The organism is Achromobacter colocynthidis (assembly GCF_057334535.1).
This window is the reverse complement of record NZ_JBHFIZ010000039.1, coordinates 96,796-122,397: the sequence shown is the minus strand read 5'-3', so window position 1 is coordinate 122,397 and position 25,602 is coordinate 96,796. Positions and strand designations below refer to the sequence as shown.

General features: G+C 64.9%; 21 protein-coding genes, 1 pseudogene and 1 riboswitch. Of the genes and pseudogenes, 12 read left to right on the top strand and 10 right to left on the bottom strand.

Features of this window, described 5'->3' with window-relative positions:
* Positions 1-29: 29 nt before the first annotated feature.
* The 3 genes from ACE04A_RS27055 to gluQRS all read left to right on the top strand — a co-directional run bounded on the left by ACE04A_RS27055 (position 30) and on the right by gluQRS (position 3,707).
* Positions 30-2,054: a TRAP transporter permease gene (locus ACE04A_RS27055; protein WP_485820705.1), complete on the top strand. Its 2,025-nt coding sequence runs from the start codon at positions 30-32 to the stop codon at positions 2,052-2,054.
* Positions 2,055-2,330: 276 nt separating this feature from the next.
* A complete protein-coding gene (locus tag ACE04A_RS27050) occupies positions 2,331-2,789 on the top strand; it encodes a Smg family protein (RefSeq protein ID WP_050447430.1) in 459 nt (152 codons plus the stop codon).
* A gap of 27 nt (positions 2,790-2,816) precedes the next feature.
* Positions 2,817-3,707, top strand: a complete 891-nt coding sequence (gene gluQRS, locus ACE04A_RS27045; protein ID WP_448715707.1) for a tRNA glutamyl-Q(34) synthetase GluQRS — start codon at positions 2,817-2,819, stop codon at positions 3,705-3,707.
* Between the two features lie 11 nt (positions 3,708-3,718).
* Here the strand turns inward: gluQRS and ACE04A_RS27040 are convergent, their stop codons facing one another.
* Positions 3,719-6,346: a GDYXXLXY domain-containing protein gene (locus tag ACE04A_RS27040; RefSeq protein WP_448715706.1), complete on the bottom strand. Its 2,628-nt coding sequence runs from the start codon at positions 6,344-6,346 to the stop codon at positions 3,719-3,721.
* Positions 6,347-6,408: 62 nt separating this feature from the next.
* On the opposite strand from ACE04A_RS27040, the gene ACE04A_RS27035 reads away from it, so the two are divergent.
* The 5 genes from ACE04A_RS27035 to ACE04A_RS27015 all read left to right on the top strand — a co-directional run bounded on the left by ACE04A_RS27035 (position 6,409) and on the right by ACE04A_RS27015 (position 12,695).
* Entirely contained in the window at positions 6,409-9,021 is a 2,613-nt protein-coding gene (locus ACE04A_RS27035; RefSeq protein WP_485820704.1) for a DNA topoisomerase III, read from the top strand.
* 172 nt (positions 9,022-9,193) lie between these two features.
* The gene (locus ACE04A_RS27030) at positions 9,194-10,252 is read left to right on the top strand and encodes an ABC transporter substrate-binding protein (protein ID WP_100853635.1); all 1,059 of its coding nucleotides are present in this window, start codon (positions 9,194-9,196) and stop codon (positions 10,250-10,252) included.
* A complete protein-coding gene (locus ACE04A_RS27025) occupies positions 10,252-11,022 on the top strand; it encodes an ABC transporter ATP-binding protein (protein WP_259251360.1) in 771 nt (256 codons plus the stop codon). Before ACE04A_RS27030 ends, ACE04A_RS27025 begins: the two co-directional genes overlap by 1 nt.
* A 13-nt stretch (positions 11,023-11,035) precedes the next feature.
* The gene (locus ACE04A_RS27020) at positions 11,036-11,890 is read left to right on the top strand and encodes an ABC transporter permease (protein WP_167400949.1); all 855 of its coding nucleotides are present in this window, start codon (positions 11,036-11,038) and stop codon (positions 11,888-11,890) included.
* Positions 11,891-11,915: 25 nt separating this feature from the next.
* The gene (locus ACE04A_RS27015; RefSeq protein WP_259251358.1) at positions 11,916-12,695 is read left to right on the top strand and encodes an SDR family oxidoreductase; all 780 of its coding nucleotides are present in this window, start codon (positions 11,916-11,918) and stop codon (positions 12,693-12,695) included.
* 285 nt (positions 12,696-12,980) lie between these two features.
* On the opposite strand, the gene ilvB is transcribed toward ACE04A_RS27015, so the two are convergent.
* Complete coding sequence (ilvB, locus tag ACE04A_RS27010) at positions 12,981-14,807, bottom strand: biosynthetic-type acetolactate synthase large subunit (protein WP_438859791.1); 1,827 nt, start codon at positions 14,805-14,807, stop codon at positions 12,981-12,983.
* 93 nt (positions 14,808-14,900) lie between these two features.
* On the opposite strand from ilvB, the gene ACE04A_RS27005 reads away from it, so the two are divergent.
* The gene (locus ACE04A_RS27005) at positions 14,901-15,371 is read left to right on the top strand and encodes an Lrp/AsnC family transcriptional regulator (protein WP_050447422.1); all 471 of its coding nucleotides are present in this window, start codon (positions 14,901-14,903) and stop codon (positions 15,369-15,371) included.
* Positions 15,372-15,378: 7 nt separating this feature from the next.
* On the opposite strand, the gene ACE04A_RS27000 is transcribed toward ACE04A_RS27005, so the two are convergent.
* Positions 15,379-16,299, bottom strand: a complete 921-nt coding sequence (locus ACE04A_RS27000; protein WP_341767766.1) for a bestrophin family protein — start codon at positions 16,297-16,299, stop codon at positions 15,379-15,381.
* A gap of 127 nt (positions 16,300-16,426) precedes the next feature.
* Here ACE04A_RS27000 and ACE04A_RS26995 point away from each other — a divergent pair, with 127 nt between their 5' ends.
* Both ACE04A_RS26995 and ribB read left to right on the top strand, forming a co-directional pair.
* Positions 16,427-16,957: an SET domain-containing protein gene (locus ACE04A_RS26995; RefSeq protein ID WP_279993537.1), complete on the top strand. Its 531-nt coding sequence runs from the start codon at positions 16,427-16,429 to the stop codon at positions 16,955-16,957.
* Positions 16,958-17,042: 85 nt separating this feature from the next.
* Positions 17,043-17,197: riboswitch (FMN riboswitch) on the top strand.
* 113 nt (positions 17,198-17,310) lie between these two features.
* Complete coding sequence (gene ribB, locus ACE04A_RS26990) at positions 17,311-18,024, top strand: 3,4-dihydroxy-2-butanone-4-phosphate synthase (RefSeq protein ID WP_485820703.1); 714 nt, start codon at positions 17,311-17,313, stop codon at positions 18,022-18,024.
* 85 nt (positions 18,025-18,109) lie between these two features.
* Here the strand turns inward: ribB and ACE04A_RS26985 are convergent.
* Positions 18,110-19,314, bottom strand: a pseudogene (locus tag ACE04A_RS26985) (MFS transporter).
* A gap of 150 nt (positions 19,315-19,464) precedes the next feature.
* Here ACE04A_RS26985 and ACE04A_RS26980 point away from each other — a divergent pair.
* Entirely contained in the window at positions 19,465-20,115 is a 651-nt protein-coding gene (locus ACE04A_RS26980; protein ID WP_259251352.1) for a TetR/AcrR family transcriptional regulator, read from the top strand.
* A 24-nt stretch (positions 20,116-20,139) separates the two neighbouring features.
* On the opposite strand, the gene ACE04A_RS26975 is transcribed toward ACE04A_RS26980, so the two are convergent.
* The 6 genes from ACE04A_RS26975 to ACE04A_RS26950 all read right to left on the bottom strand — a co-directional run bounded on the left by ACE04A_RS26975 (position 20,140) and on the right by ACE04A_RS26950 (position 25,579).
* Positions 20,140-20,649: a nucleoside 2-deoxyribosyltransferase gene (locus ACE04A_RS26975; RefSeq protein ID WP_259251351.1), complete on the bottom strand. Its 510-nt coding sequence runs from the start codon at positions 20,647-20,649 to the stop codon at positions 20,140-20,142.
* The gene (locus ACE04A_RS26970; protein ID WP_438857844.1) at positions 20,649-21,236 is read right to left on the bottom strand and encodes a flavin reductase family protein; all 588 of its coding nucleotides are present in this window, start codon (positions 21,234-21,236) and stop codon (positions 20,649-20,651) included. Before ACE04A_RS26970 ends, ACE04A_RS26975 begins: the two co-directional genes overlap by 1 nt.
* A gap of 53 nt (positions 21,237-21,289) precedes the next feature.
* Positions 21,290-21,901: an NAD(P)-dependent oxidoreductase gene (locus ACE04A_RS26965; RefSeq protein WP_259251349.1), complete on the bottom strand. Its 612-nt coding sequence runs from the start codon at positions 21,899-21,901 to the stop codon at positions 21,290-21,292.
* A gap of 183 nt (positions 21,902-22,084) precedes the next feature.
* Entirely contained in the window at positions 22,085-23,011 is a 927-nt protein-coding gene (gene panE, locus ACE04A_RS26960; protein ID WP_279993531.1) for a 2-dehydropantoate 2-reductase, read from the bottom strand.
* 157 nt (positions 23,012-23,168) lie between these two features.
* Positions 23,169-24,581: a type VI immunity family protein gene (locus tag ACE04A_RS26955; RefSeq protein ID WP_448715752.1), complete on the bottom strand. Its 1,413-nt coding sequence runs from the start codon at positions 24,579-24,581 to the stop codon at positions 23,169-23,171.
* Positions 24,582-24,751: 170 nt separating this feature from the next.
* Positions 24,752-25,579 carry a VRR-NUC domain-containing protein gene (locus tag ACE04A_RS26950; protein ID WP_279993529.1) on the bottom strand — a complete coding sequence of 276 codons (828 nt, stop codon included), beginning with the start codon at positions 25,577-25,579 and terminating at the stop codon, positions 24,752-24,754.
* Between the last annotated feature and the right edge of the window lie 23 nt (positions 25,580-25,602).

Here is a 25,602-nt window from a genome sequence, read left to right as displayed (position 1 = left end):
GTTTGCGGATTCACCTGAGAAATACGTCGATGGAAATAGACCACGAAAAGACCCAGCAACTAGCGGAAAAGTACGATTCCGAAATCCGCTTCCGGCCACTGGACAAGACCGCCACCTGGATCGTTTCCGGCCTGCTGGTGACGCTCTCGATCTTTCACTACTACACCGCCGGCTTTGGCCTCTTGCGCGAAGCCACCCATCGCGGCGTGCACCTGGCCTTTGTGCTGAGCCTGATTTTCCTGGTGTTCGGCTTTTCCAAGTCGCACTACCAGCGCGAGCCGAAGTCCACGTGGTGGGCGCCTGGCGGCATCCCGCTGTATGACTGGATCATCGCCGTGGCGCTGGCGCTGTCGGTGATGTACATCCCGTACATCTTCGAAGACCTGGCGTTCCGCGTGGGCAATCCGCTGCCCATCGACGTGTTCATGGGGTCGATCCTCCTGATCGGCCTGTTGGAAGCCACGCGCCGCGCCATGGGCTGGCCGTTGCCGATCATCGCCATCGTGTTCATGGCCTACGCCATGTTCGGGCCTTACTTCCCGGGGCTGCTGCAGCACGCCGGCAACACCTGGTCCCAGATCGTCAACCACATGTACCTGACCAGCCAGGGCGTGTATGGCGTGGCGGTCGGCGTGGTGGCCACCTACGTGTTCCACTTCGTGCTGTTCGGCGTGCTGGCCACCCGTATCGGCTTGGGCCAGTTGTTCCTGGACGTGGCCTCGACCGTTGCCGGGCGCTACGCGGGCGGACCCGCCAAGGTGTCGGTGTTCGGCTCGGCCATGTTCGGCATGCTGTCGGGTTCGTCAGTGGCCAATGCGGTCACGGTCGGGTCGCTGACCATTCCCGCCATGATCCGCGTCGGCTACCCCCGGCATTTCGCGGCGGGCGTCGAAGCCGCCAGCAGCACGGGCGGACAGATCACGCCCCCCATCATGGGCGCGGCCGCGTTCCTGATGATCGAGTTCCTGGGCATCCCGTACCAGCAGATTGCGATTGCCGGCGTTTTCCCGGCCTTCCTGTACTTCTTCGGCCTGTTCATGCAGGTGCACTTCGAGGCCAAGCGTGAAGGGCTGCGCGGCCTGACGCCCGAAGAAATGCCGAAGCTGAAGCAGTCGATCAAGATGCGCTGGCCCACGTTGATCCCGCTGGTCCTGCTGATCGGCGTGCTGGCCAGCGGCCGCACGCCTTATCTGGCGGCGTTCGCGGGCATTACGGGCTGCATCCTGGTGGGCTTGCTGAATCCGTATCAGCGCTTGCGCCTGCGCGACCTGTACGAAGCCTTCGAGACCGGCGCCAAGTACGCGCGGGCCGGGGGCGCCGCCGCCGGCACCGTGGGCATCGTCATCGGCGTGGTCACGCTGACCGGCGTGGGCTTCAAGGTGTCGTACATCGTGATCTCGGCGGCGCAGTCCATCGCCGGCGTGGCATCGGTGGTGATCCCGGAAGCCATCGCCAACACGCAGTCGCTGACGCTGGTGGCCGCGCTGATCATGACGGGCATCGTCTGCATCCTGATGGGCTGCGGCATTCCCACCACGGCCAACTACCTGATCATGGTGGCGGTGGCCGCCCCCACGCTGGTGCAGTTGGGCGTGCAGCCGATCGCGGCGCACTTCTTCGTGTTCTATTTCGGCATCCTGGCAGACATCACGCCACCGGTGGCACTCGCCGCCTATGCGGCGGCCGGCATGGCGGGCAGCGACCCGTTCAAGACCGGCAACACGGCGTTCAGGCTGGGCATCACCAAGCTGATCGTGCCGTTCGTGTTCGTGTTTTCGCCATCGCTGCTGATATCGGTGCAGGGCTTTACCTGGTACGACTTCTTCGTGACGCTGATCGGTTGCATGGTGGGCCTGGTGCTGCTGTCGGCCGCGTTCTCGCGCTACATGCTGGTCGGCATGAAGAGCTGGGAACGGTGGGTGTGCACGGTGGGAGCGTTGCTGACGATCGTGCCGGGCGTGGCTAGCGGCTTGATCGGGCTGGCCATCTGCATCCCGGTGTTCATCCGCCAGCTTGCCGGACTGAAGCTGGAGAATGCAGCCAAGGCGGCCTAGCGCGGCACGCCAAAAGCAATCTGGCAACGAAGCAATCTGCCAAAAGATTAAACAGGGGCGGACTTAGGTGTCCGCCCCTGTTTTTCTTTCGGCCAATCGCGCATTTTGTCAGCAAATACGGGCAGAATGGGGGCCGTCAAACGACAGGGTGACGCCATACAACATTCCGCCTTTTCGCCGGTTGCCCGGCTAAATAAATCAGCGTAAAGTAAAATTCATGTTTGCTGGTCTGCCGATATGCGGGCCGACTGTGCAAACAGGCACAAACTGCGCCATATGTTCGATATCCTGGTTTATCTGTTCGAGAATTACTACACGCCGCAAGCCTGTCCTGCGGCCGATGTGCTCGCTAAGCGGCTTGCCGCTGCCGGTTTCGAGCACGAAGACATCGACGACGCTCTCGGTTGGCTGTATGGCCTTGCCGAGACTACCGAACGATGTGTCGACCTCGCTCAGGCGCCCAACACCGGAACCCGGATCTACACCGACAACGAATACAGCCAGCTCGGCACCGAATCCATCGGCTTCATCGCCTTCCTGGAATCGGCCGGCGTGCTGCCGGCGCCCCTGCGTGAGATCGTCATCGACCGAGGCTTGGCTTCGCCCGAAACGCCCGTGCCGCTATCCAAGATCAAGATCATCGCCCTCATGGTTCTCTGGAGCCAGGAAGCCGAGATCGACAACCTGGTCCTGGAAGAGCTGCTGGACGAAGAAGGCGTGCGGCTGTTGCACTGACCCGACGCGCAGGCCCTTGCTTTTGCTGTGACCTACGTAGGCCGATTCGCCCCCAGCCCTAGCGGCCCGCTGCACGCGGGTTCGCTTGTGGCCGCGCTGGCCAGTTGGCTGGACGCGCGCGCCCACGGCGGGCGCTGGCTGCTGCGCATGGAAGACGTGGATACGCCCCGCACCGTCGCGGGCGCCGCCGACACCATCATGGCGCAGTTGACCGCGCTGGGCCTGCATTGGGACGGCGACGTCATGTGGCAGTCGCAACGCAACGCCGCTTACCAATCCGCTTTTGACGCCCTGGCCGCACGTGGCCTGATCTACGGCTGCGGCTGCACGCGGCGCGAAATCGCCGATTCCGCACTGCGCGGCCAGACCGCGCCAGGCGCCGACGGAGAGCGTCCCTACCCAGGCACCTGCCGCCACGGCTTGCCGCCCGGCCGGCAAGCGCGCGCCTGGCGCTTGCGCGTGCCCGACGGCATCGAACGCTTTGAAGACCGCTGGCTGGGTCCGCAGGAGCAGGACGTGGCAACCGCTGTCGGCGACTTCGCCTTGCGGCGCGCGGACGGCTTGTGGGCGTATCAGCTGGCGGTGGTGGTAGACGACGCTGAGCGAGGCGTGACGGACGTGGTGCGGGGCGCGGACTTGCTCAGTTCCACGGCGCGCCAGCGCGTGCTGGGCCGCCTGCTTGGCTTGCCGCCGCTGCGCTATCTGCACGTGCCGCTGATCCTGGACGCCGCCAGCGGGCTGAAGCTGTCCAAGCAGAATGGCGCCGCCGCCATCGATGTCGACACGCCGCAAGACGCGTTAGCCGCGCTGGCAGACGCCTGGCGTGCCTTGGGGTTCGCCCCCATCGCCGCCTCAGACCGTGCCGACTTTCTGCGGACGGCCACCGCGCAGTGGGCGCGGCGCTTTCCGCTGCCTTAGCCGCTGATTCGCTACAGCGGCTGCAAGTCCTCACCCAGCATCCGCACCAGCAAGGCTTCGCCGTTCTCGGCCACGCGCAGTTCGCCATAACGCGCGACCTCGTAGCGCTTCGCCTGGCCTTCCGGGAAGAAATACGCATTGGTCACAATGCGCACGCCCCGGTCGCGCAGGCGATAGCGCAACGGCACCTCATCGGCCGCATGTGGCTGCGCGTTGGGCTGGATGCGCAAGGGCGTGGCGACCCCGCGGGCATCGGCTTGCAGCATCACATAGCCGTCGGGCTCGAAACCCAGGACGGCGTCATCGTCCGCCGTGCGATCAGCGCTTAGCCGCAAGCGCGTGATATCCCGGCCGGCCGCGAAGTTCAGCGCCATGTAGTCGCCTTGCATCAACGACCGGGGGTCGACCGGGGCCAACTCCAGAATCACCACCTTGCCCGTGGCCAGCAGCTTCTCGCGCTGCCAGATGCCGCCGTTGGCCACCACCAGCACCAGCGCCAGGCCGCCCAGAATGGCCAGCGTGCGCCAGCGCAACAGCGCCGACACCGGCGGCAGCGGCACGCGCCGTTGGGGGGCTTGCGTGCGCATCAGCCTGGGCACCAGCCACACCAGGCCGCGCAGCACGAACAGCAGCAGCGCCCCGCCGCCCAGCCACAAGGCTTTTTGCAGCAAGGGCACGTCCAACTGGTAGTAATAGACGCCCAGATAGGCCAGCAGGCTCAAGACCCCGAAAATGACCAGGCGCAATTGGTTCAGCCCAAAACCCAGCAACAGCCAGGCCAGCGCAAAGCCCACGCCCGGGCTGGGCAGCCAGAACAGCGCCAGGACCAGCAGGGCGATCGGCACGCCCCAGGTCACGCCAGCCGTCAACACATGGCGGCGCGGCCATAGCACCGCCATCGCCGCCGCCGCCGGCAGCAGCGCGCCCGCCACGAGCAGCAAGGCGCCCTGGGGGTTCAGTTGCCACATGGCGGGCAGATGCAGGGCCGAAATGCCGCCCGCCAGCCACACCATGCCTTGCACGGACAGCAGGAAGGCCCAGGCCAGCGGCTCCAGCGCATGACCGCGCTTGCCGCCCACGTGGTGGCTCCAGGTCAGGATGACGGCGGTGGCCCAGGCGCCGATCACGGCGATCGGCAGCCAGACAAAGCCGGCGCGTCCCGCGTCGAAATAAAGCCAGGCGTCCAGCAGGTCGTCCCGCATCAACTCCGGCGACAAGCCACGCCAGATCAAGGCGGCGCCTGCCGCCGCGATCATCAGGCCCGACAGAAAACGCAGGATGACGTCAGGCCCCAGCGCGTAGATCACCGCCGCCAGCAGCAGCACAAAGAAGCAGGCGCTAGTGAACGAGGTCGAGCTGGACAGGCCGTAGATGATGAGGATCTGGCCCGTGAACGCCATCGCCGTGCCGCATTGCCGCCAGAACGGCCCGGCGTCGCTGCGCAGCACCGCCACGCCCGCACCGCACAACACCAGCCCGGCCACCAGCGCGCCTTCGTCCGACGTCACAATCCCGGAGAACGCCACGAACACCAGCAGCAGCAAGGTCGCCAGCCAGGCGCTCAGGCCCAGCAGGCATTGCACATACCAGGGGGGTTCGGCATGCGGCGTGGCAACGGGCGCCAGTTGCGCCACGGCGGCGCCGGAATCGCCCGGCTCGACGGCATTGCCCGCCGAGGCCGCGGCCGGTTCCGCATCCGCGGCGGCCACGGCGGCCTGGGGGCCAGCCGCCAACCCGCGCAGCCAGCGCGCCGCCAGCACCGCTTCGGCCATCAGCAAGGCGGCCAAGGGCAGGGCGGCCCACACGCCGGGCTCCAGCCGCAGCAGCCATTCGCCCACCACCCGCAGCGATACGCAGATGACGCCGGCGGCCAGCATGGCCAGAATGACCAGGTCCAGCCGGCCGCGCTGATAGTAAAAGCCCAGCCCCAAGGTTGCCGCCAGCCAGGCGATGCCGTTCAGCGACCCCACACCGCGCACGAGGAAGTCGCCGAACATCAGCGACAGCACCAAGGCACTGATGGCGATGGCCGCCAGCACGCGCGGGCCGATCATCGTGCTGGCGCGCCAGCGGCGTGCCGCCAGCTCCCAGCCCAGCAGCAAGGTCAGGTTCAGCGCCGCCATGATCAGGTTGGGCAGCCCCGTGCCGTCAAGGATGGCGAACCAGGTGAAGACGCGCTCGCCCAGCCACAGGGCAACCGCCATATTCAGCACCAGGGCCCACAATAGCCACACGGCCTGGCTGGCCGAGGCCAGCGCCCAGGGCAGCAGCAGAACCGCCCACCAGGCGAACAATTCCCAGGTATCGGCGCCAGTCTGGTAAGTTTGACCCAATAACGCGAGCAAGGCGCCCAGCAAGATGCCGGCCAAAGCCAGAAGCGCGCCGGGAACGCTGCGCCGCACGCCAGGCTTGCCGCGTAGGCGCAGTCCGGCCCAGGCAGCAGCCAGCGCAGAAATGGCCAGCAAGCCTTGCGTGCCGGCAAAGCGTTGCACTTTTGTCATGTCCTGCCAGTTGGCGGCGACCCAGCAAATCGCAGCGCTGCCCAGCAGCAAAACGCCTAGCCACAAGGTGCTTCGCGCCAAGAATTGACGCCAAGCGTGCAGTTCGGATCCCGCTTGCCTTTCAGTGCCGACTTGCATCTGGCGAATCTCCGATCTTATTATCCGCGCTACTAAGGCGGGACTACCGCCACTGGATACACATGAATAAAACGCTGATTATTGCCGAGAAGCCCTCGGTGGCCCTTGATATATCACGCGCCTTGGGAGGCTTTGCGCGCGAGGGCGACTATTTTGAAAGCGAACGTTACGTACTCGCGTCCAGCATCGGCCACCTGCTGAGCTTGGTCGCGCCCAATGATCCGGTCAAGGGAAAGTGGAGCTTCACGCACCTGCCCGTGATTCCGCCGGAATTCGAACTGGGCCCCACCGACAAGAAATCCGCGGAACGCCTGAAGCTGCTGGTCCGCCTGGCCAAGCGCAAGGACGTGGATTCGATCATCAACGCCTGTGACGCGGGTCGCGAAGGCGAACTGATCTTCCGCTACATCATTCAGTATGCGGGCGTGAAAAAGCCGATTCAGCGCCTGTGGCTGCAATCGATGACGCAGGCCGCCATTCGCGAAGCCTTCGCCAACCTGCGCGACGACTCCCAGTTGAAGCCGCTGGAAGCGGCCGCCCGCTCGCGTGCCGAAGCCGACTGGCTGGTCGGCATCAACGGCACGCGCGCCATGACCGCCTTCAACAGCAAGGACGGCGGCTTCTTCAAGACGCCGGTCGGCCGCGTGCAGACGCCCACGCTGGCCATCGTGGCCGAGCGCGAAGAGCGCATCCGCCGCTTCGTGCCCCGCGACTACTGGGAAGTGCGCGCCACCTTCATCGCCGCCGCCGGCCTGTACGAAGGCCGCTGGATCGACCCGCAATTCAAGAAAGACGAACGTGACCCGGAAAAGCGCGAATCGCGCCTGTGGTCGGCCGCCGCCGCGCAAAGCGTGGTGGCCGCCTGCCGCGACCAGCCGGGCAACGTCACCGAGGAATCCAAGCCGTCGACCCAGATGTCGCCGGCCCTGTACGACCTGACGTCGTTGCAGCGCGAGGCCAACGGCCGGTTCGGCTTTTCGGCCAAGACCACGCTGTCGCTGGCCCAGACCCTGTACGAACGCCACAAGGCGCTGACCTACCCGCGTACCGATTCGCGCTACCTGCCCGAGGACTACATCACCACGGTGCAGGAAACGATGCGCGCGCTGGCCAAGGGCGGCTCGAATGCCGTGGGCGGCCTGTCGCGCCACGCGGACACCGTCGTCAGCCAGCAGTGGGTGAAGCCCAACCGCCGCATCTTCGACAACAAGAAGGTGTCGGATCACTTTGCCATCATCCCCACGCTGCAAATCCCGCATGACCTGAGCGAAGCCGAGGCCAAGCTGTACGACCTGGTGCTCAAGCGCTTCCTGGCCGTGTTCTTCCCGGCCGCCGAATACCGCGTTACCACCCGCCTGACCGAAGTGCAGGGGCACCGCTTCCGCACTGACGGCAAGGTGCTGGTCACCCCGGGCTGGCTGGCCGTGTACGGCAAGGAAGCCCAGGGCGAAGACGCCAACCTGGTGCCGGTTGCCGACGGCGAAACGGTGCGCACGGAAGACGTCGAAGCCGTCGGCCTGTCGACCAAGCCGCCCGCCCGCTTCAACGAAGGCACCTTGCTGTCCGCCATGGAAGGCGCGGGCAAGCTGGTGGACGACGAAGAACTGCGCGAAGCCATGTCCGAGCGCGGTCTGGGCACGCCGGCCACGCGCGCCGCCATCATCGAAGGCCTGCTCAACGAGGTTTACCTGCGCCGCGAGGGCCGCGACCTGGTGCCGACCGCCAAGGCGCGCCAGTTGATGACGCTGCTGTCGGGCCTGGACGTCACCGAACTGACCTCGCCCGAGCTCACCGGCGAGTGGGAACACAAGCTCAAGCAGATCGAGCAGGGTGGCCTGGGCCGTGAGGCCTTCATGCGCGAAATCGCGCAGATGACGCAGGTGATCGTCAAGCGCGCCAAGGAATACGAGCGCGACACGGTGCCGGGCGACTACGCCACGCTGCAAACGCCGTGCCCCAAGTGCGGCGCGGTGGTCAAGGAAAACTACCGCCGCTTCGCCTGCACCGCCTGCGACTTTTCAATCGGCAAGCACCCGGGCGGCCGCACGTTTGAGCTGCCGGAAGTGGAAGAGCTGCTGGCCAAGCGCGAGATCGGTCCGCTGCAAGGCTTCATCAGCAAGATGGGCCGGCCGTTTGCCGCCATCCTGCGCATCAGCGATGAATACAAGCTGGAATTCGACTTCGGCCAGAACGACGAGGACGATGCCGAAGCGGTGGACTTCTCCGGCCACACACCGGTGGGCGCCTGCCCCAAGTGCCAGTCGCGCGTGTTCGAGCACGGCATGAGCTACGTGTGCGAAAAGTCCGTCGGCCCCGAAAAGACCTGCGACTTCCGTTCGGGCAAGGTCATCCTGCAGCAAGAGATCTCGGCCGAACAGATGGGCAAGCTGCTGGGTAACGGCCGCACCGACCTGCTTGAAGGCTTCGTGTCCAGCCGCACCAACCGCAAGTTCAAGGCCTTCCTGGTGCGTCAGCCCGACGGCAAGATCGGCTTCGAGTTCGAGCCGCGTCCTGAAAAGCCCGGCCGCGCCCCGTCCAAGACCGCGACCAAAACGGCGGCAAAAACGGCAACCAAAACGGCCACGAAAAAGGCCCCGGCCAAGAAAGCCGCGGTAAAGAAAACGGCAGTCAAAAAAGCCGCCGTAAAAAAAACCGCCCCTAAAAAAGCCACGTAGGATGGGTGAAGCGCGATAAACCGGGAAGAAGAACCCAAACAAAGAACGCGCGTAACCCATCACCCTTCCCCAGAACGCCCGGCCCCGCCGGGCGTTTTCCATTGTTGCCCCCACACCCCTGCGTTATCGTCTACCCCAAAACAGCAACACCCAAACTCAATCCGAGGACGACATGACCCACAGCCCCCGCTTCACCACCCGCCGCCGCATGCTGACCGCCGCCGGGGCCTTGGCCGGCGTCAGCCTGCTTGATGGGCGCATCGCCTTCGCCCAGCCCAAGCTGGGCCGCGTGGCCTACGGGCAAGGCAGCATCGACCCCTTCTTCGCGGCGGGCTACGTGGCCTTGAAAAAGGGCTACTTTGGCGAAGGCGGCCTGGACGTCGAATACCTGAATTCGCAAAGCGGCCCGCGCACCAACCAGTTGCTGGCGGCGGGCCAGATCGTGTTCGGCGCCACGGCAGCCACCGCCGCCCCCGCGCTGACTATCGCCGGCAAGGCCGCCACGCTGGTGTTCGGCTTTGACCGCAAGCTGACCTACGCCAACATCATCGTGCGCCGCGAAGACTTCGACAGCGGCAAGATCAAGTCGCTGAAGGACCTGGCCGGCAAGCGCGTGGGCGCCACGCAGCCGCAGTCCAGCACCTGGCTGATGGCGCTGTACCTGATGCAGAAGGCCGGCGTGGCCGACAAGGTCGACATCCGTCCGCTGGGCGATCTGGCCACGATGCTGGGCGCGCTGAAGACCGGTTCGGTGTCCGCCAGCATGGCCACCATGTCCATGATGGAACAGGCCCGCCAGGAAGGCTGGGGCGTGCCGATATTCGACGCCACCACCGAAAGTTCATGGAACGAATTCATGGGCGGCGACGTGCCGGGCATTGCCGCGCTGACCTTGGAAGACACCATCCAGAAGCGGCCGGAAGTGGTGCAGGCCTTCGTCACCGCCATGGTCAAGGCGCAAGACTTCATCACCGCCAACAGCGCCGCGGGCGTCACTGACGCGATCTACGACGACTACCTCAGCGCCTTTCCGCGCGCCGCCATCGAGAAGACGCTGGGCGTCTACAAAGACACGGTGTTCCTGAAAGACAACCTCATCACCGAAGACGCCTACAACCGCATGACGGCCATCATGGGCGACGGCCGCCAGTTCTCGAACGACGAGATCAAGACCGTGCCTTACGCCAAGTGCGTGAACATGAGCTTCGTGCGCAAGGCGCGGGGCCTTTGATGATTACGCTGGACAAGGTCGGCAAGGCGTACCAATCCCGCCAGGGCACGACGCATGCGGTGGGCGAGGTCAGCCTGACGATCGAGGCAGGCGAATTCGTGTCCATCGTGGGCCCCTCGGGCTGCGGCAAGAGCACGCTCTTGAACATGATCGCGGGCTTTCTGCGCCCCACCACGGGCACGATCCAAGTAGACGGCCGGGTCGTGGACGGGCAGGTGCCGCCCGCCTTGGGCTACATCTTTCAGAAAGACACGCTGTTGCCGTGGTTCAGCGTCAAAAAGAACGTGGCGCTGGGGCTGAAGTTCCAGGGCGTGGCGGCCGACAAGATCGAACGCCGCGTGGCTGAACTGCTTGAACTGGGCCACCTGAGCGCCTTCGCCGACGCCTTTCCGCATCAGCTATCGGGCGGCATGCGGCGGCGCGTGGCACTCTTGATGAGCCTGGCCGTGGAACCGCGCATCCTGTTGCTGGACGAACCCTTCGGCGCGCTGGACACGCACACCAAGACGCACCTGCATCGCGAACTGATGGAGATCTGGCGCAAGCTGGGCCAGACCATCGTGATGGTCACGCACGACCTGGACGAAGCCATCCTGCTGTCGGACCGCGTGGTGGTGCTGTCCGGCCCGCCCAGCCGCGTGCTGCTGGACGAGCGCATCCGCATTCCGCATCCGCGCGACGTCTTCACCTTGCGCGAAACACCGCAGTTCGTCTCTCACGTGCAAAGCCTCTGGAGCGTGCTGGGCCAGCAGTTCCGCGCCGCCGCCTGACCCGATTCGCACCATGATTTCGACTGACACTTCCGATTCCCTGCAAGACCAGCTACGGCTGGACCGCCGCGCCGCCGTCAAGCGCCGCGTCCGCATCACCTTGTGGCAAGTGCTGATTCTTGCCGTCATCCTGGGTTCGTGGGAAACGCTGACGCGCATTCCCTGGTTCACGCAGAACACGCTATTCGACCCCTTCTTCATCAGCCAGCCGTCGCGCGTGGCAGTGCGGCTTTGGGAATGGCTGCAACCCGGCCCGCGCTCGGTCTGGCCGCATCTTTGGCTGACCCTGCAGGCCACGATGGTGGGGCTGGTGGTGGGCGTGGGCAGCGGCTTCATCGTCGGCATGACGCTTAGCCGCAGCCGCTTTCTGGCCGACGTGTTCAACCCCTTCATCGTGGCGTTCAATTCCATGCCGCGCATCGCCTTCGTGCCGCTCATCACCATGTTCTTCGGCCTGGGGCTGGCGTCCAAGGTGGTGACGTCGTGGTTCGTGGTGTTCTTCCTGGTGTTCTTCAACACCTACAAGGGCGGGCGCAGCGTGGAACGTGAATTGGTCGACTTCTGCCGCACGCTAGGCGGCTCGCCGCGCCAGATTCTGTGGCGCGTGCGTATTCCGACCGCGGCGGCATGGACGTTCGCCGCCTTGCCCAACGCCATCAGCTTCGCGCTGATCGGCGTGGTGCTGGCCGAGTTCGTCGGGTCCACCACGGGCATGGGGTATTTGATGATCACCGCGCTGGCCACGCTGAACGCCACCGACATGTTCGCGGCCGTGACGCTGCTGTCCATCGTGGGCATTGTGTTGGTTTATTGTGTGACCTGGCTGGAACGGCGGCTTTTGCATTGGGCACCGGAGTTCAGGGAATGACGATGAAAAAATCGGGGCAGCATTGATGAGCACACTTCCGTATCTGCGTAACTTCGACTTGACCGGACAGGTCGCGCTGGTGACCGGGTCCGCGCGCGGGCTGGGCTTTTGCATTGCGCGGGCCTTGGCCGGTTGCGGCGCGCGCGTCTTGATCAACGGCCGCAACAGCGGGTCCGTGGACGCGGCCGTGGCCGAGCTGACCGACGCGGGTTTGGACGCGCACGCCTTGCCGTTCGATGTCAGCGACGATGCCGACATGGAACGCGCGTTCCAGCGCATTGACGACGAGCATGGCCGGCTGGACGTGTTGGTGAACAACGTGGGCGCCCGCAACCGCAAGACGCTGCGCGACACCAGCCCCGCCGAAATTCGCGAGTTGATCGATACGGATCTGGTGGCCGGCATGCTGCTGGCCAAGTTCGCCGCCGAGCGCATGATGCGCCAGGGCGGCGGCCGGTTGATCGCCATCACGTCGGTGGTGGGCGAGTTGGCGCGCGCCGGCGATGCGGTCTATCCCGCCGCCAAGCAGGGCCTGACGGGCATGGTGCGGGCATTGGCGGCGGAGTTCGGCGGCCACCACATCACCAGCAACGCGATCGCGCCGGGCACGTTCGCCACCGAGACGAACGCGGCCATGGTGGCGGACCCGAATTTCGGTCCGCGCATCGCGGCACGCAACCCGACGGGGCGTTGGGGTGAGCCCGAGGAAATCGCCGGAGCGGCGGTGTTTTTGGCATCACCCGCGGCGTCGTATGTGAACGGGCACGTGTTGGTGGTGGATGGGGGGTTGTCGATTCAGTTTTGAGGTGAATCGACGTTTGAGGTGATGGGCGTTTTTGTGGCGATGATGGGTTGCGCGCGAACGCGGGTGATGGGTTGCGCGCGAACGCCGGTGATGGGTTGCGCGCGAACGCGGGCATCTTGGAACAGGTAGACCGGTGCGCGCTTCACCCATCCTACGAAGTAGCGGGGGTCATTCATCACGCACGGCGAATGCCGTGCGCCACCACTGTAGGATGGGTGAAGCGCGGAAATATCGCCCCGCGCACGGTCACGCCCATCGCGCGCAACCCATCACCCCCGCAAAAACTCAGGTCGTCTCGTCCTGATACCAAACCCCTTCCGCCAGCATCATCTTCTGATGCCCGTGCCCGGCGGGCATCATCGGAAAGCAGTTTTCCTGCGCCGTCACGGCCACGTCCAAAAAGTAAGGCCCATCGTGCGCCAGGCATTCCGCCAGCGCCGCATCCAGCTTTGCCGGATCATCCACGCGCGCCGCGCCCCAGCCGAACGCACGCGCCAAGGCCACGAAATCCGGCAATGACGCGTTATAGCTGTGGCTATACCGCCCGCCATGGATCAGCTCTTGCCACTGGCGCACCATGCCCATGTAGCCGTTGTTGCACAGCACGACCTTCACGGGCGTTTCGTGCTGCATGGCGGTGGACAATTCCTGGATGTTCATCAGCACTGATGCGTCGCCGCTGACGCACACCACCGTCTTGTCCGGATGCGCCACCTGCGCGCCAATCGCGGCTGGCACGCCGTAGCCCATCGTGCCCGCGCCGCCGGACGTCAGCCAACGGTTCGGCTTGTCGAAACGCAGGTATTGCGCGGCCCACATCTGATGCTGGCCCACGTCGGTGGAGACGATCGCATCGCGGTCGGCCAGCGCGGCGTTCAGGCTCGCCATCAGGTGCTGCGGCAGGATCGCATCGGCGGCGGGCGTGAAGCCCAGGCAGTCCTGCGCGCGCCACGCCTCGATGCGCTTGAACCAGGGCGCCAGCCGCGCGGCGTCCAAGGGCGCATCGCCCATTTCGGCGCGCAGCGCGCGCACCAGTGGCAGGCAGTCGCCCACCAGCGCCACGTCCACGCGCACCACCTTGTTGATGGAAGCGGGGTCGATGTCGATATGGATCTTGCGCGCATGCGGGCAGAACTCGGACAGCTTGCCGGTGATGCGGTCATCGAAACGGGCGCCGATGCACACCACCAAATCTGAGTTGTGCATGGCCAGGTTGGCCTCGACCGTGCCGTGCATGCCCAGCATGCCGACAAACTGCGGGTCGGACGCGGGGAAGGCGCCCAGCCCCATCAGCGTCAGGGTGCAGGGCGCGCCGGTGTGGCGGACCAGGTCGGTGAAGGCCTCGCAGGCTTCCGGGCCGGCATTGATCAAGCCGCCCCCGCCGTAGAAGATGGGCCGCTTGGCCTGGGCGATCAGCGCGGCGGCGCGGCGCACGGCCGACTGCGGCAGCTTGGCCGCCAGCTTGCCGGACTGCCGACGTGCGCGCAGCGCGGCCAGCTTTTGCTGCGACGGCAAACCCGGCACATCATCGTCCGCGTCGCGCGGCACGGCCAGTTGCACGTCCTTCGGAAAATCTACCAACACCGGGCCGGGGCGGCCCTGGCGGGTCAATTCAAACGCACGCGCCACCACATTGGCCACGTCGTCCACGGCGCGGATCTGGGTATTCCACTTGGTGACGGAACGCGAAATGCCGATGGCGTCGCACTCCTGGAACGCATCGGTGCCGATGGCGGCCGTGGCCACCTGGCCGCTGACGCACAGCACCGGAATCGAATCGCACATGGCGTCCAACAAGCCCGACGTGGTGTTGGCCATGCCGGGGCCCGAGGTCACGAACACCACGCCCGTGCGGCCCGTGGTGCGGGCATAGCCTTCGGCGGCATGCACGGCCGCCTGTTCGTGGCGAACCAGCACGTGGCGCAAGCGCGGCTCGGCATACAGGGCGTCGTACAGCGGCAGGACGGCGCCGCCGGGGTAGCCAAAGACCGTGTCGACCCCGTTCGCAATCAAGGTGTCCAGCAGAATCTTGGCCCCGTTAGCAGGGGGGGTTTCAGTGGCGGCAAGCGCGGCGGCGGCGGTGGGGTGCAGGCGATCGTTCATGCTATCTATCTTATTCGGAGCGGCGAAGAATTTTTATCTTCTTTTCTACGAATCAGGGCCATCCAGAGTAAATTCATCTTTGATTTGGAGGAATCAAAGAAAATGAACCTGGACAAGTTTGATCTGGCCATTTTGAAGGTCTTGCAGGACAACGCGCGCGCCAGCCTGAACGAGATCGGCGCGGCGGTGGGGCTGTCGTCCACCCCGTGTTGGAACCGCATCAAGCGCATGGAGGGCGCCGGGGTCATCCGCGGCTACACCGTGGACATCGATCCGGCCAGCCTGGGTTTCATGGACACGGTCATCGTCCACGTCACGCTGGAAAGCCACAGCGAAGAAACGCTCTACGAGTTCGGTCGCGCCCTGGCGGCCATACCCGAGGTGCTGGAAGCGTTCCTGGTGTCGGGCGACTACGACTACTACATCCGCATCGCCGTGCGCGACACCCGCGACTACGAACGCCTGCTGCGCGAACAGCTCTACCGCATCCCCGGCATCCGCCACAGCAAATCGTGCTTTGTGCTGCGCCGCCTGAAAGAAACCATGCTGCCGTTGACCGGGCCGGTGGGCTAAGCCGGCGTCAGCGCAGGATGAAGTCTTCAGGCACCGCGGCGTCCGGCAACGGGCGCACGCCCAGGCCTTCCAGCAGGTCGATCTCGATCACGCGCGCCAGGGCCGACAGCGGCAGGTCGTTCTCTTCCAGGCCGAACGGGTCTTCCAGCTCGTCGCCCAAGGCATCCAGCCCGAAGAAGGTGTAGGCGATGATGGTGACCGCCACGGGCGTCAGATATTCCAGCGTGCCCACCAGGCCGAACGGCAGCAGCAGGCAGAACAGCCAGGCCGTGCGATGCAGCAGCAGCGAATAGGCAAACGGACAGGGCGTGAACTTGATGCGTTCGCAGGCGGCCTGGATGGCGGCGCACTGCGCCACGCGCTGGGTCAGCGCCTGGTAGAGAATGTCGCTGAGTTCGCCGCGCCGCAGGCAGCCGGCCAGGTCGCGGTTGATCGCCATGAGCAGCGCGTCCGGCACATTGCGGCAACCGGCAAGCGTGTCCAGTTCGTCCTGCTGCACCCACGGGCGTACGGCCTGCACCATGTCCTGCCCGCGCAGCCGCGCCGCCAGGCCGTAGCCGAATCCGATGCAGCGCCGCACCAGCCGTTCCTGAATCGGGTTGGCCGTGCTGGCGGCCAGCAGCACCGCGCTTTCGCGGGCCAGGCTGCGCGCCTGCACGATCAGGTCGCCCCATTGCTTGCGGGCTTCCCACCAGCGGTCATAGCAGACGTTGTTGCGAAAGCCCATGAAGACCGACAGGGCCAGGCCGAACAGCGAGAAGGGCACCGCCGTGAGGTGCGCGGGCGAGAACCATAGCCGGTGGTACATCCACACCACCACGCACGACAACAATGTGATGACAAGGATCTTGCCAAGAATGCGCGGGATGATGGAACCGCGCATCACAAAGAACAAAGCCAGCGCGGAAGGACGCGGACGGACGATCATGATGAAATCAACCAAGGACAAGGCGGCGCCAACTATACGCCTGTGATCCTGTCACAGGCGCGTCGATATAATTCTGTTTCGTCTCGCGCGCCCCGACGCCTCCTTCAACGCCTTCCCCAACGCCTACATGACCACCGAAGCCACCCCGATCAAGCCCTGGCATGTTGTTCGCCGCTCGAAGCTGCATGGCACCGGCGTCTTCGCCGCCCGCAAGATCCCCGCCGGCACGCGCATCATCGAATACGGCGGCGCGCGCATCAGCGCCAAGGAAGCCGACCGGCGCCACCCGACCAACCCCGACGACCCCTTCCACACCTTCTTCTTCGCGCTCAGCTCCGGCCGCGTGATCGACGGCGGCGACGAAGGCAATGACGCCCGCTGGATCAACCACTCCTGTGAGCCCAACTGCGAGGCCCAGGAAGGCAAGCACGGCAAACGCGTGTACATCGTCGCCTTGCAGGACATCGCGCGCGGCACCGAACTGTCATACGACTACGGCCTGGTCCTGGACGGCCGCATCACCAAGGCGCTGAAGGAAGGCTACCGCTGCCTGTGCGGTACGCCGCCGTGCCGGGGCACGATGCTGGCGCTGCCGAAAAAGAAGACGGCAAAGAAATTGGCGACCAAATCCGCCCAAGCCGACAAATCCGTCCCCTGAACATCCGCGTTCACATCCCGCCCGGTCGGTTCCGCGATCCGCGCAGACAGGCGTACAATCGCCGATGTCGTTAACACGACATGCAGTACGTCTTCAGGGCGGGGTGTAATTCCCCACCGGCGGTATGCCATGCAATGTGGCGAGCCCGCGAGCGCCCGGCGTCCTTCACGGACATCGGGGTCAGCAGATCTGGTGAGATGCCAGAGCCGACGGTCATAGTCCGGATGAGAGAAGATGTGCCGGCACAACACCCCGTCATCCAGGCGCCCATGCGCCTGGAACGTCGTATTGCGTTCGGCTGTCGATTAGCCCTGAAACGTTTTTCGCCCCCTTTATTTTGCGAGAGCGTTTCAATGTCCAACCTCAATACCCCGCAGTCCCTTCCCAGCCTGGCTTCGCAACCCTTCGCCGACCGTTTGCAGCGCGCGCTGCATCATCTGCGCCTGGGCCGTCCGGTCATCCTCATGGACGACTTCGACCGCGAAAACGAAGCCGACCTGATCGTCGCCGCCGACAAGCTCACCGTGCCCGTCATGGCGCAATTGATCCGCGACGGCAGCGGCATCGTGTGCCTGTGCCTGCCCGGCGAAACCCTGGACCGGCTGGAACTGCCGCCCATGGTCACGCGCAACCAAAGCCGCTTCGCCACCGCCTTCACCGTGTCCATCGAAGCGCGCGAAGGCGTCAGCACCGGCGTGTCGGCGGTTGACCGCGTCACCACGATCCGCGCCGCCATCTCGCCGTCGGCCCAAAGCGATGACATCGTCAGCCCCGGCCACGTGTTCCCCCTGCGCGCCCAACCCGGCGGCGTGCTGACCCGGCGTGGCCACACCGAAGGCTCGGTGGACCTGGCCGTGCTGGCCGGCCTGCGCCCCGCCGGCGTGCTGTGCGAACTGATGAACGCCGACGGCACCATGATGCGCGGCGCCTCGCTGGAACGTTACGCGGCCCAGCACGGCCTGGTTGCGCTGACCATCGCCGAACTGGCCGACCACCTGCAGAGGCTGAAAGACGGCAACGCCGAAACCGTGGACGACGAAGTCCTGGAAATGGCCGCCACCGTCTAAGGCAAGCAGCATTCCGGCGGGCCGCAGCCACGCGCGGCCCCGCCGGGCTAGCGAACCACCGGGCTGGCGCCAGCGGGTCGCCGGGCTACGGCCACACCGGACGTCGCAGCGCCAGGGCCACGAACACCGCGGCCAGCGCGCATGCGCCGCCCATCGCATACACGGCGCCAACGCCTTGCGCACCGGCCAGCCCGCCCGCCACCGGGCCGCTGATCCCCAACGCCACGTCCAGAAACGCCACATACGCCCCCATGGCCGCGCCACGGCTTGCGGCCGGCACGCGCCGCACTGCTTCGACGCCGAACGCCGGAAACGCCAGCGAATAGCCCGCGCCGGTCAGGCATGCGCCGGCATACGCCCACACCGGCGTGGCGCTGTGCCAGATCAGCCACTGGCCCACCGCCTCGATCAGCACGCACACCAGCGCCACGCGCGCGCCGCCCACTTGTCAGGCAGACCCGCGAAGAAGACGCGGGCAAGAATGAACCCCACGCCGAACGCGCTGAACATCCATCCCGCGCCGTCCCAGCCGCGTTGCACAAACAGCAGGCTGACAAACGCGGTGATGACGCCGAATCCCACACTGGTCAGGGCCAGGCCCAGACCGGGTAGCAGCACCATGCCCAGCACCCGATAGAAGGGCGTGCGCGCCCCACCCACGGCAGGCGCGGCGCGTTGCGGCAGCACCAGCGCCAGCGCCGCCAACGGAATCACGACCGTTGCCCACGCCTGGCCCGCGAAGCCGGCATAGGCATACAGCCGCATGCCGGCGGGTGCGCCCAAGGCATAGGCGGCGTAAATGGCGACACCCACCCAGGCCATGACGCGGCCCGCGTTCTGCGGCCCCACGCGGCCCACGCCCCAGCTCAACGCACCGGTGACGATCAGGCTTTCGGCGCATCCCATCAGCGCGCGGCCCGCCAACAGCGCCGTCAGCGCCCCTTGCGGCCGCGCCGACAACATGTCGGCCAACACATACAGCACACCCGCCGCCGCCCCCAGCAGGCAGCCGATCACCACCGCCCGCTTGGTGCCCTGGCGGTCGGCCAGCGCACCGGCATAGGCGCGCGACAGCAGGGCGGCGGCAAACTGCAGGCCGGCCACCACGCCCACCACCAGCGCGCTCATCATCAGCGTGCCGGTCACGTAAAGCGGCAAGACCGGCATCGGCAGGCCGACCATGAAAAATGCAATGAACACCACCACCACCAACGGCGACAACTGCACAAAAACAGAGCGCACGGGTACACCGGCTGCGGGCGCTGCCCCAGCCGTCGATACGTTCGACATGAGAAATCCTTGATAGGGTTGTGGCAATCCGAAACCATCGCGGAGAATTCGTCGATGGCATAATCCGCGCTTGCGGGTGAACAATCAGATTGCCTGCCCTGAATTTTATGAGCCATTGCTCAGGTTCGATACTCGCCTTTCCACGCATCCATGACCGCTATCCCTCAGCCCCGAAAATCGCCGCGCCAGCTCAGGTCCCAGCACACCGTCGACACGATCCTGCAAGCCACGGCTCGCATTCTGGCCACGCACGGCTATGCCGGCACCAACACCAATCTGATCGCCGAAACGGCTGGGGTCAGCGTCGGGTCGCTGTACCAGTATTTTCCGAACAAGAATGCGCTGATCGCCGCGCTACATCAGCGCCACGACAACGACATGCTGGATGTCATCGACGAGGTGTTGAACACCAACCCCGCCGCGACGCTGAAGCAGCGCGTGGCGGCCATCGTGCAGGCCATGCTGCATGCGCATCTGCTGGAACCCGCCTTGCACCGGGTGCTTGAACGCGAGTTTCCGCTGTTCGACACGCCGCGCGACCACAGCCTGGCCGACCAGGACATCCACCGCCGCATGCGGCATTTGCTGGAACTGCATCGGGCCGAGATCGCGCAACAGGACCGCGACCTGGCCACCTATGTGGTGCTGCGCATCATGGAATCGTTGGTGCATGCGGCGGCGTTGGAGCCGCCCGTGGGCTTTTCCACCGAGCAGCTTGAGCAAGCCGTGGTGGACGCGGTGATGGGATATCTGGGTACGCCTACGGCCAAGAAGCCGGCGCGCAAAAAGGCGGCGAAATAGCGGCTGGGGATTACCGCTTGGCAATCACCGGCTGGCCTCTGCCGCCATCAGGGCCAGGCAGTCCGAGGCCTTGCCCACCACGATGCGCGCGCTGCACGCCAGCATAAGGTTCAAGTTCAGGCCGAAATCTTCCACCGTATACCCCTCGGCATCCACCATGCGCGACGCGCCGTCGTCCGCCGCCGCCCCCACCGCCACCTGATCAATCAAAGACCCGGCCTGGCTGGTGTAGCCCCAGACCGGCTTGCCGCAGGCGATGGCGTAGCCCACTTCAAAAGCCGTGCCCGAATCCGGCTCGGCGCCGCGAAAGGTATTCAGGTTGGCCATCACCATGTCGGCGCGGCGGATCAACGCGACGTTTTCGCGGTAGATCCACTGCGCCAGCGCGGGCCCCGACAAGTCCTGGGGCGCCGTATTGTCCAAGGGAAACAGGCCGTCGAACCCGTAGGTGGCGCATAGCGCCTTCAGGCGCTGGCCATGCGCCACGGCATCGGGAAGGAATACGTCGAACCCCGCAAGATACACACTGCGCATCAGGGCTGCTCCGGTTCTGAAACGGGTTCTGAAACATTGAACGGCTGGCCGGTGGTAAAGAACGAACCACCCGCCAGGTAGTGGATTGAACGCCGCTCGTCCGCCGGGAAATGCCAGCGGTTTTGCGAGAACACATCCGGCGCGGCCCAGGCGGCGACGACTTCGCCAATGAACAGATCATAAGCCTGTTGATTGTGCGGCTCGGGCACCACCTTGCATTCCAGCCAACCCAGGCAGTCGCTGACGAGCGGCGCGCCGATCTTGCTGGCCGCGAACGTGCTCAAGCCACAAGCCGCGAACTTGTCTTCGTCGCGGCCCGTTTCCGAACCCACTTTCATTGTGGCGGCGGCCTGCGCGCGTGAAGGAATGCACAGCGCGAATTCGCCGGAGGCCTCGATCAGTTCGCGCGTGTAGGTGTTCTTGTCCACCACCACCAGCATCTTGGGCGGATTGAAATCCAGGGGCATCGCCCAGGCGGCGGCCATGACATTGCGGGCCGCGCCGTGGGCGCTGGTGACGAGCACCGTCGGGCCATGGTTTAAAAGCAGATAAGAGCGAGGCAGTTCGACGGGTTCGATGTTGGACATGGACGTTGCAAGATGGGGTTGCAGGGCGGGTTGCCGGCTTCAGGTTGCCGGCTTCAATACCCGACCGTGAAGCGGCGGCGGGAGTGTTTGGGGGATTCGATTTCGTCGGCCAACGCAATCGCGTAGTCTTCCATCGAGATCCAGCTTTTGCCTTCCTCGTCGGCCAAGAGGGTGTCATCGCCGACCCGGAATGCCCCGGTACGCTCGCCGGGTTCGAACATGGCCGATGGCGACAGGAAGGTCCAGTTCAGCACTTTTTCCTGACGCAGCGTGTCCAGGAAGACGACGCCCGCGCGGGCCTCGGGCTTGTAGGCGTCCGGAAATTCAGGGGTGTCGATCAGCAGCGTGCCGGGCGCCACTTGCAGGCTGCCCGCGCCGCCCACCACCAGCAGGCGCGGCACGCCGGCATTCTTCACGGCGGCCAGCAAGGGCTTGGCGTCGGTGGATACAAACCGCGTGGCGCTGACCACGGCATCGTGGCCGGTCAGCAGGGGCGTCAGGGTTTCAGGGTCGGTAGCGTCGCCCTGTTGCACGGTCAAGCCTGGCTGGGTGTTGACGTCGGCCGGATTGCGGGCGATGCCCGTCACCTGGTGGCCGCGCTTGAGCAGCTCGTCCGCCACGCGCGAACCCACCCGGCCCGAAATGCCGATCAATGCGATTTTCATGGTCTTGCTCCTTAAGCGGGAACCGGGGCGGCTGGCGGCGCACCACGCGCCTTTGCCCTGCGCCGCCCCGAATTCGGCAATCCATACTATTCGGTCAAATCCGAACAAAAAACCCAATAGATCAGACGAGTTTTTTGCAATCCATGCATCAATACATCAATGCCTCAATCCTCATTCCGTGGCTCAAGCCGCCGCGCGCTGCGCTTGATAGACCTGCAAGTGCGAATAGGCCACCCGCAGATACGTCGCATCCACGCCCAGCGTACGGGCACGGTTGACCATGTCGCCCACGATGTGATCGGCCTCGACCGGCAGGCCCTGGCGCAGATCGCGGAACATGGAGGCCGTCATGGGCTGCTTGCGGTCACTGATCAGGTTCTGCACAAACGCATCGGCTTCAGGGCGCACGGCATGGCCGGACGCCGCCGCCACGGACTGCGATTCCTGCAACAGGCTTTTCAGGATATCGATGCCGTCATCGGTGGACGCGATCTGACCGATCGAGCCGCGCATCAGACACGTGGCGGCGGCCAGCGTGGTCAGCATGACGTACTTTTCCCACATGTCCTGATGGATGTCTTCGCTTAGGCGGCTGACGTATTCGCCCCCGGCCAGCGCCTGCTCCAACGCCACGCAACGCTCGCTACGGGCAGGGCCGGCGCGTTCACCGAAGACAATATTCGCGTGCTTGCCCAAGTGCACCACTTCACCTTCCGGGCCCATCGTGGCGTTGATCTGGCACAGGCCACCCAGCACGCGATGCGGCTCGAACTCGCGGTCCAGCACGTCGTATTGCAGCACGCCGTTCATGATGGGCAGCACCGCCGTATCGGGCCCGACCGCGGGGCGGATGGCGTCGATGGCGCTGGCCAGGTCATATGCCTTGCAACTGAGCACGACCACGTCATACGCGCCCTGCAAGGTCTTTTCAGTGACCAGCTTCGGCTGCAACGTGACATCACCCAGCGGGCTCTGGATGCGCAGCCCTTGTTCACGCAGACGCGCCGCGCGCGGCTCGCGCACCAGAAAGGTCACATCCGCGCCAGCCTGCGCCGCGCGTCCACCAAAATATCCACCGGTGCCGCCAGCACCCAAGAACAACAACCGCATTCGTCTCTCCTGTAGCCGCCCGCCTGTTTTGCGGGCTGATACGGAATTATGCGCTTGGCGCGGAACATCGCCCAGCCCGGCCGAGCGGGTCAGTCCAGCGCGCGGCCAAGCCACGCCGACCCCGGCGTCACGGCTGAGGGTCGCCAGTGGCCTGCTGCTATTTCAAGAACCTCACCAACACCCAGGTCACGTCCTGGCCGTTGACTTGCGGCAAGATCACTTGATGCATGAAGGTCTGGGGACCGGTGGGAAATTCTTCGCACGTCCACGTTCCGGGGTAAGGGCAGGGCGCGCCAGACCGCACACGCACGGCGCTCGCGGGGGCCACAGCGGCGTCGTGCATCCAGTGCCACGTTACCGATTCTCCGCGATACGCCGGCAAGGGTTCGTGCTTGGACACGACGCAGAGGATTTCGCCCTTCTCATCGGCCCGCCACTGGCCGGCGCGGGGCGCAAGCTGGCCGCTCTCGGCGCGGCGCGCCGGCTCGGGCTCCGGCGCGCGCTGGTCTACGTCCCGCTGCCAGATGACACGCCCGCGCGACGTGTCTTGCGATATCGGCGGCGCCAGCTCGCCCGCCTTGAAGTAGCGGCGTGAATGGGTTTTCGCCAGGGTGTACCAATAGCCTTCCGACGGAATCGTTTCGCCCACAACGACGTGGGTCGGCGTGGGTTCGACCGCCGGGGCGCCCGGCATGCCAGGCACACGGCCACGGATCTCCGGTGTGGGCCAATCGCTGTCGTCATCGAACCGGCCCAGCCAACGCTGCGTATCGCGGCGGTCAAAGCGTTCGTTGGGATCGCCATCCCATTCACCGAATCCGATCAGGTCCAGTTGCGGATGACGGATGCGGCGCAGCACTCGGTTCAGCAACACGGGAAGTTCGGGCACGCCGTCTTCGACGGGGTAGAGCTCGGGCTGAGGGCCGAGTTCTATCCATTGCCCGCAACTCAAGGTGTCGACGCGAATGCGCGGGTCAGCAAGCTGCGTGGCGACGTCTTCGCGGGATAGAGAGAGCTTTTCACGCCAGATGTCGGACAGGAAGAAGCCCCAGGTGGGCGGGCGGATGCCTGAAGGCAGTTGCGGCGTAAGAGACATGCCGAACGGGTAATCGGTATCCAGGCCGTAGAAGTGCGGCGTCAGCGCACGGTCCCACACCGCCGCTTCGGCGCGCATGCCGAATTCCAGCGGGTTGCCCATCGAGAATCCGCTATAGACTTGCGCGGGCTTCAGGCGTCCGATCGTATCGAGCACGAATCGGCGCCAGGCATCTTTGTTCTCCAGCCACCATTGCCAGCGGTAGTAGAACTGGATTGATGAGTAGTCTTCGTCCGAATCTCTCCAGTAGGAGGTTCGCCACAAATAGGCGGAATGCGTTGGCGAACTTTGATGGTTCTTTTCGTCCGTAAACTCGACTGTGAACGCCTTTTCCAGAGGCGTTCGCCTCGCCCATTCCCTTAGATCACCAAGCCGCTTTGACCCGTAGGGATGCGGACGTTCCGAATCCGGATGTGTAGCGATGGTGAAGGGGTGGCTAAGCAACTTCTCAAATGCCTCTTTCACATCGATCATCGCAAGCGTTGTTTGAAGATAATTTGCTGGCTCGTAGGTGAAGTAGAACGTGGAGAACAGCGTTGTAGACAGCTCGAACGTGCCATTATCAATCGCGGTGTGTGGCCATTTTTTCAGATCCGCGATCATGCCTACCAGGTCATCGTCGTTAATCAAAGGATGGCTTGTACTCATCGCCCTTTCCTTCCTGGCTGATCGCCATGAGCCGCCCTTTCGGGCCGGTAACCTGTGCAATCTTCTGGAACGCGCAACAGCGCGACTTTTTTTGAATCGCGGCCCATCAGCTTTAGGTAGTCGTTCATCTGCTTCCCTCTCACCCAATCATTCGGAAACTTGATCTCCACCGCCGCGAACACGTTGCTAACTTCAAACGGCTGCTGCCGGTATTCCACGATCACGAGATCCGGCGCCAGGCTGCCCTTCGGCCTTGGCCAGAAGGGAAAAACCTCACTGATACGCATGGGTTTCGTCGCGGGCTCTCCCAGCATCGCCGCCCCCGTCGTTGCGTTGTAGTTCGGTTCCGCCTTCAAGGGACTCTGCCACGACAGCAAGTCATCCACCGCTTCAAATACCAGCGATGCCGTGGTCTGCTTCAGCGCAATATCGATCGTGGTTTCGATGACCTCGCCGGGGATTTTCTTGCGTATCCGCCTGGGCACGACCAGCGGCGACTTCAACGCCCACTGGCACACCCTGCTGATGACGGGCCGGAATGGAATCTTGCGTTCGATGTACTGCTGGTACGTCACGTTTTCGCGACGGCCGCGCGACACCGTGACGTTGCCGCCAGTGAGCACGAACGTCGAGCTCTTGATGTCGATCTCTTCTTTCATGCCGCCAATGACATCCTTCAGGATGGTCTCGACGTCCCTTCTGCGCTGGCTGATCTGCGCCAGCGTCTCGGCCGTCTCGATGGCGGTTTGCGCGGTTTCGTACGCCGCATAAGCACGATAGGCGCGATATCCCCAGATAAGCGCGCCGACAGCGGGGGCTGCCATGGAAGACCTCCTTGCGACGGGGA

What these genes read in the sequence shown, in the direction of transcription:
- ACE04A_RS26975 (WP_259251351.1), bottom strand. Translation starts at nt 20,649, where the DNA reads ATGCGCAGTGTGTATCTTGCGGGGTTCGACGTATTCCTTCCCGATGCC.
- ACE04A_RS27000 (WP_341767766.1), bottom strand. Translation starts at nt 16,299, where the DNA reads ATGATCGTCCGTCCGCGTCCTTCCGCGCTGGCTTTGTTCTTTGTGATG.
- ACE04A_RS27015 (WP_259251358.1), top strand. Translation starts at nt 11,916, where the DNA reads ATGAGCACACTTCCGTATCTGCGTAACTTCGACTTGACCGGACAGGTC.
- ACE04A_RS26965 (WP_259251349.1), bottom strand. Translation starts at nt 21,901, where the DNA reads ATGAAAATCGCATTGATCGGCATTTCGGGCCGGGTGGGTTCGCGCGTG.
- ACE04A_RS26950 (WP_279993529.1), bottom strand. Translation starts at nt 25,579, where the DNA reads ATGGCAGCCCCCGCTGTCGGCGCGCTTATCTGGGGATATCGCGCCTAT.
- ACE04A_RS26955 (WP_448715752.1), bottom strand. Translation starts at nt 24,581, where the DNA reads ATGATCGATGTGAAAGAGGCATTTGAGAAGTTGCTTAGCCACCCCTTC.
- ACE04A_RS27030 (WP_100853635.1), top strand. Translation starts at nt 9,194, where the DNA reads ATGACCCACAGCCCCCGCTTCACCACCCGCCGCCGCATGCTGACCGCC.
- ACE04A_RS26980 (WP_259251352.1), top strand. Translation starts at nt 19,465, where the DNA reads ATGACCGCTATCCCTCAGCCCCGAAAATCGCCGCGCCAGCTCAGGTCC.
- ACE04A_RS27040 (WP_448715706.1), bottom strand. Translation starts at nt 6,346, where the DNA reads ATGCAAGTCGGCACTGAAAGGCAAGCGGGATCCGAACTGCACGCTTGG.
- ACE04A_RS26995 (WP_279993537.1), top strand. Translation starts at nt 16,427, where the DNA reads ATGACCACCGAAGCCACCCCGATCAAGCCCTGGCATGTTGTTCGCCGC.
- ACE04A_RS27005 (WP_050447422.1), top strand. Translation starts at nt 14,901, where the DNA reads ATGAACCTGGACAAGTTTGATCTGGCCATTTTGAAGGTCTTGCAGGAC.
- ACE04A_RS27035 (WP_485820704.1), top strand. Translation starts at nt 6,409, where the DNA reads ATGAATAAAACGCTGATTATTGCCGAGAAGCCCTCGGTGGCCCTTGAT.
- ACE04A_RS27055 (WP_485820705.1), top strand. Translation starts at nt 30, where the DNA reads ATGGAAATAGACCACGAAAAGACCCAGCAACTAGCGGAAAAGTACGAT.
- ACE04A_RS27025 (WP_259251360.1), top strand. Translation starts at nt 10,252, where the DNA reads ATGATTACGCTGGACAAGGTCGGCAAGGCGTACCAATCCCGCCAGGGC.
- ACE04A_RS27050 (WP_050447430.1), top strand. Translation starts at nt 2,331, where the DNA reads ATGTTCGATATCCTGGTTTATCTGTTCGAGAATTACTACACGCCGCAA.
- panE (WP_279993531.1), bottom strand. Translation starts at nt 23,011, where the DNA reads ATGCGGTTGTTGTTCTTGGGTGCTGGCGGCACCGGTGGATATTTTGGT.
- ribB (WP_485820703.1), top strand. Translation starts at nt 17,311, where the DNA reads ATGTCCAACCTCAATACCCCGCAGTCCCTTCCCAGCCTGGCTTCGCAA.
- ACE04A_RS26970 (WP_438857844.1), bottom strand. Translation starts at nt 21,236, where the DNA reads ATGTCCAACATCGAACCCGTCGAACTGCCTCGCTCTTATCTGCTTTTA.
- ACE04A_RS27020 (WP_167400949.1), top strand. Translation starts at nt 11,036, where the DNA reads ATGATTTCGACTGACACTTCCGATTCCCTGCAAGACCAGCTACGGCTG.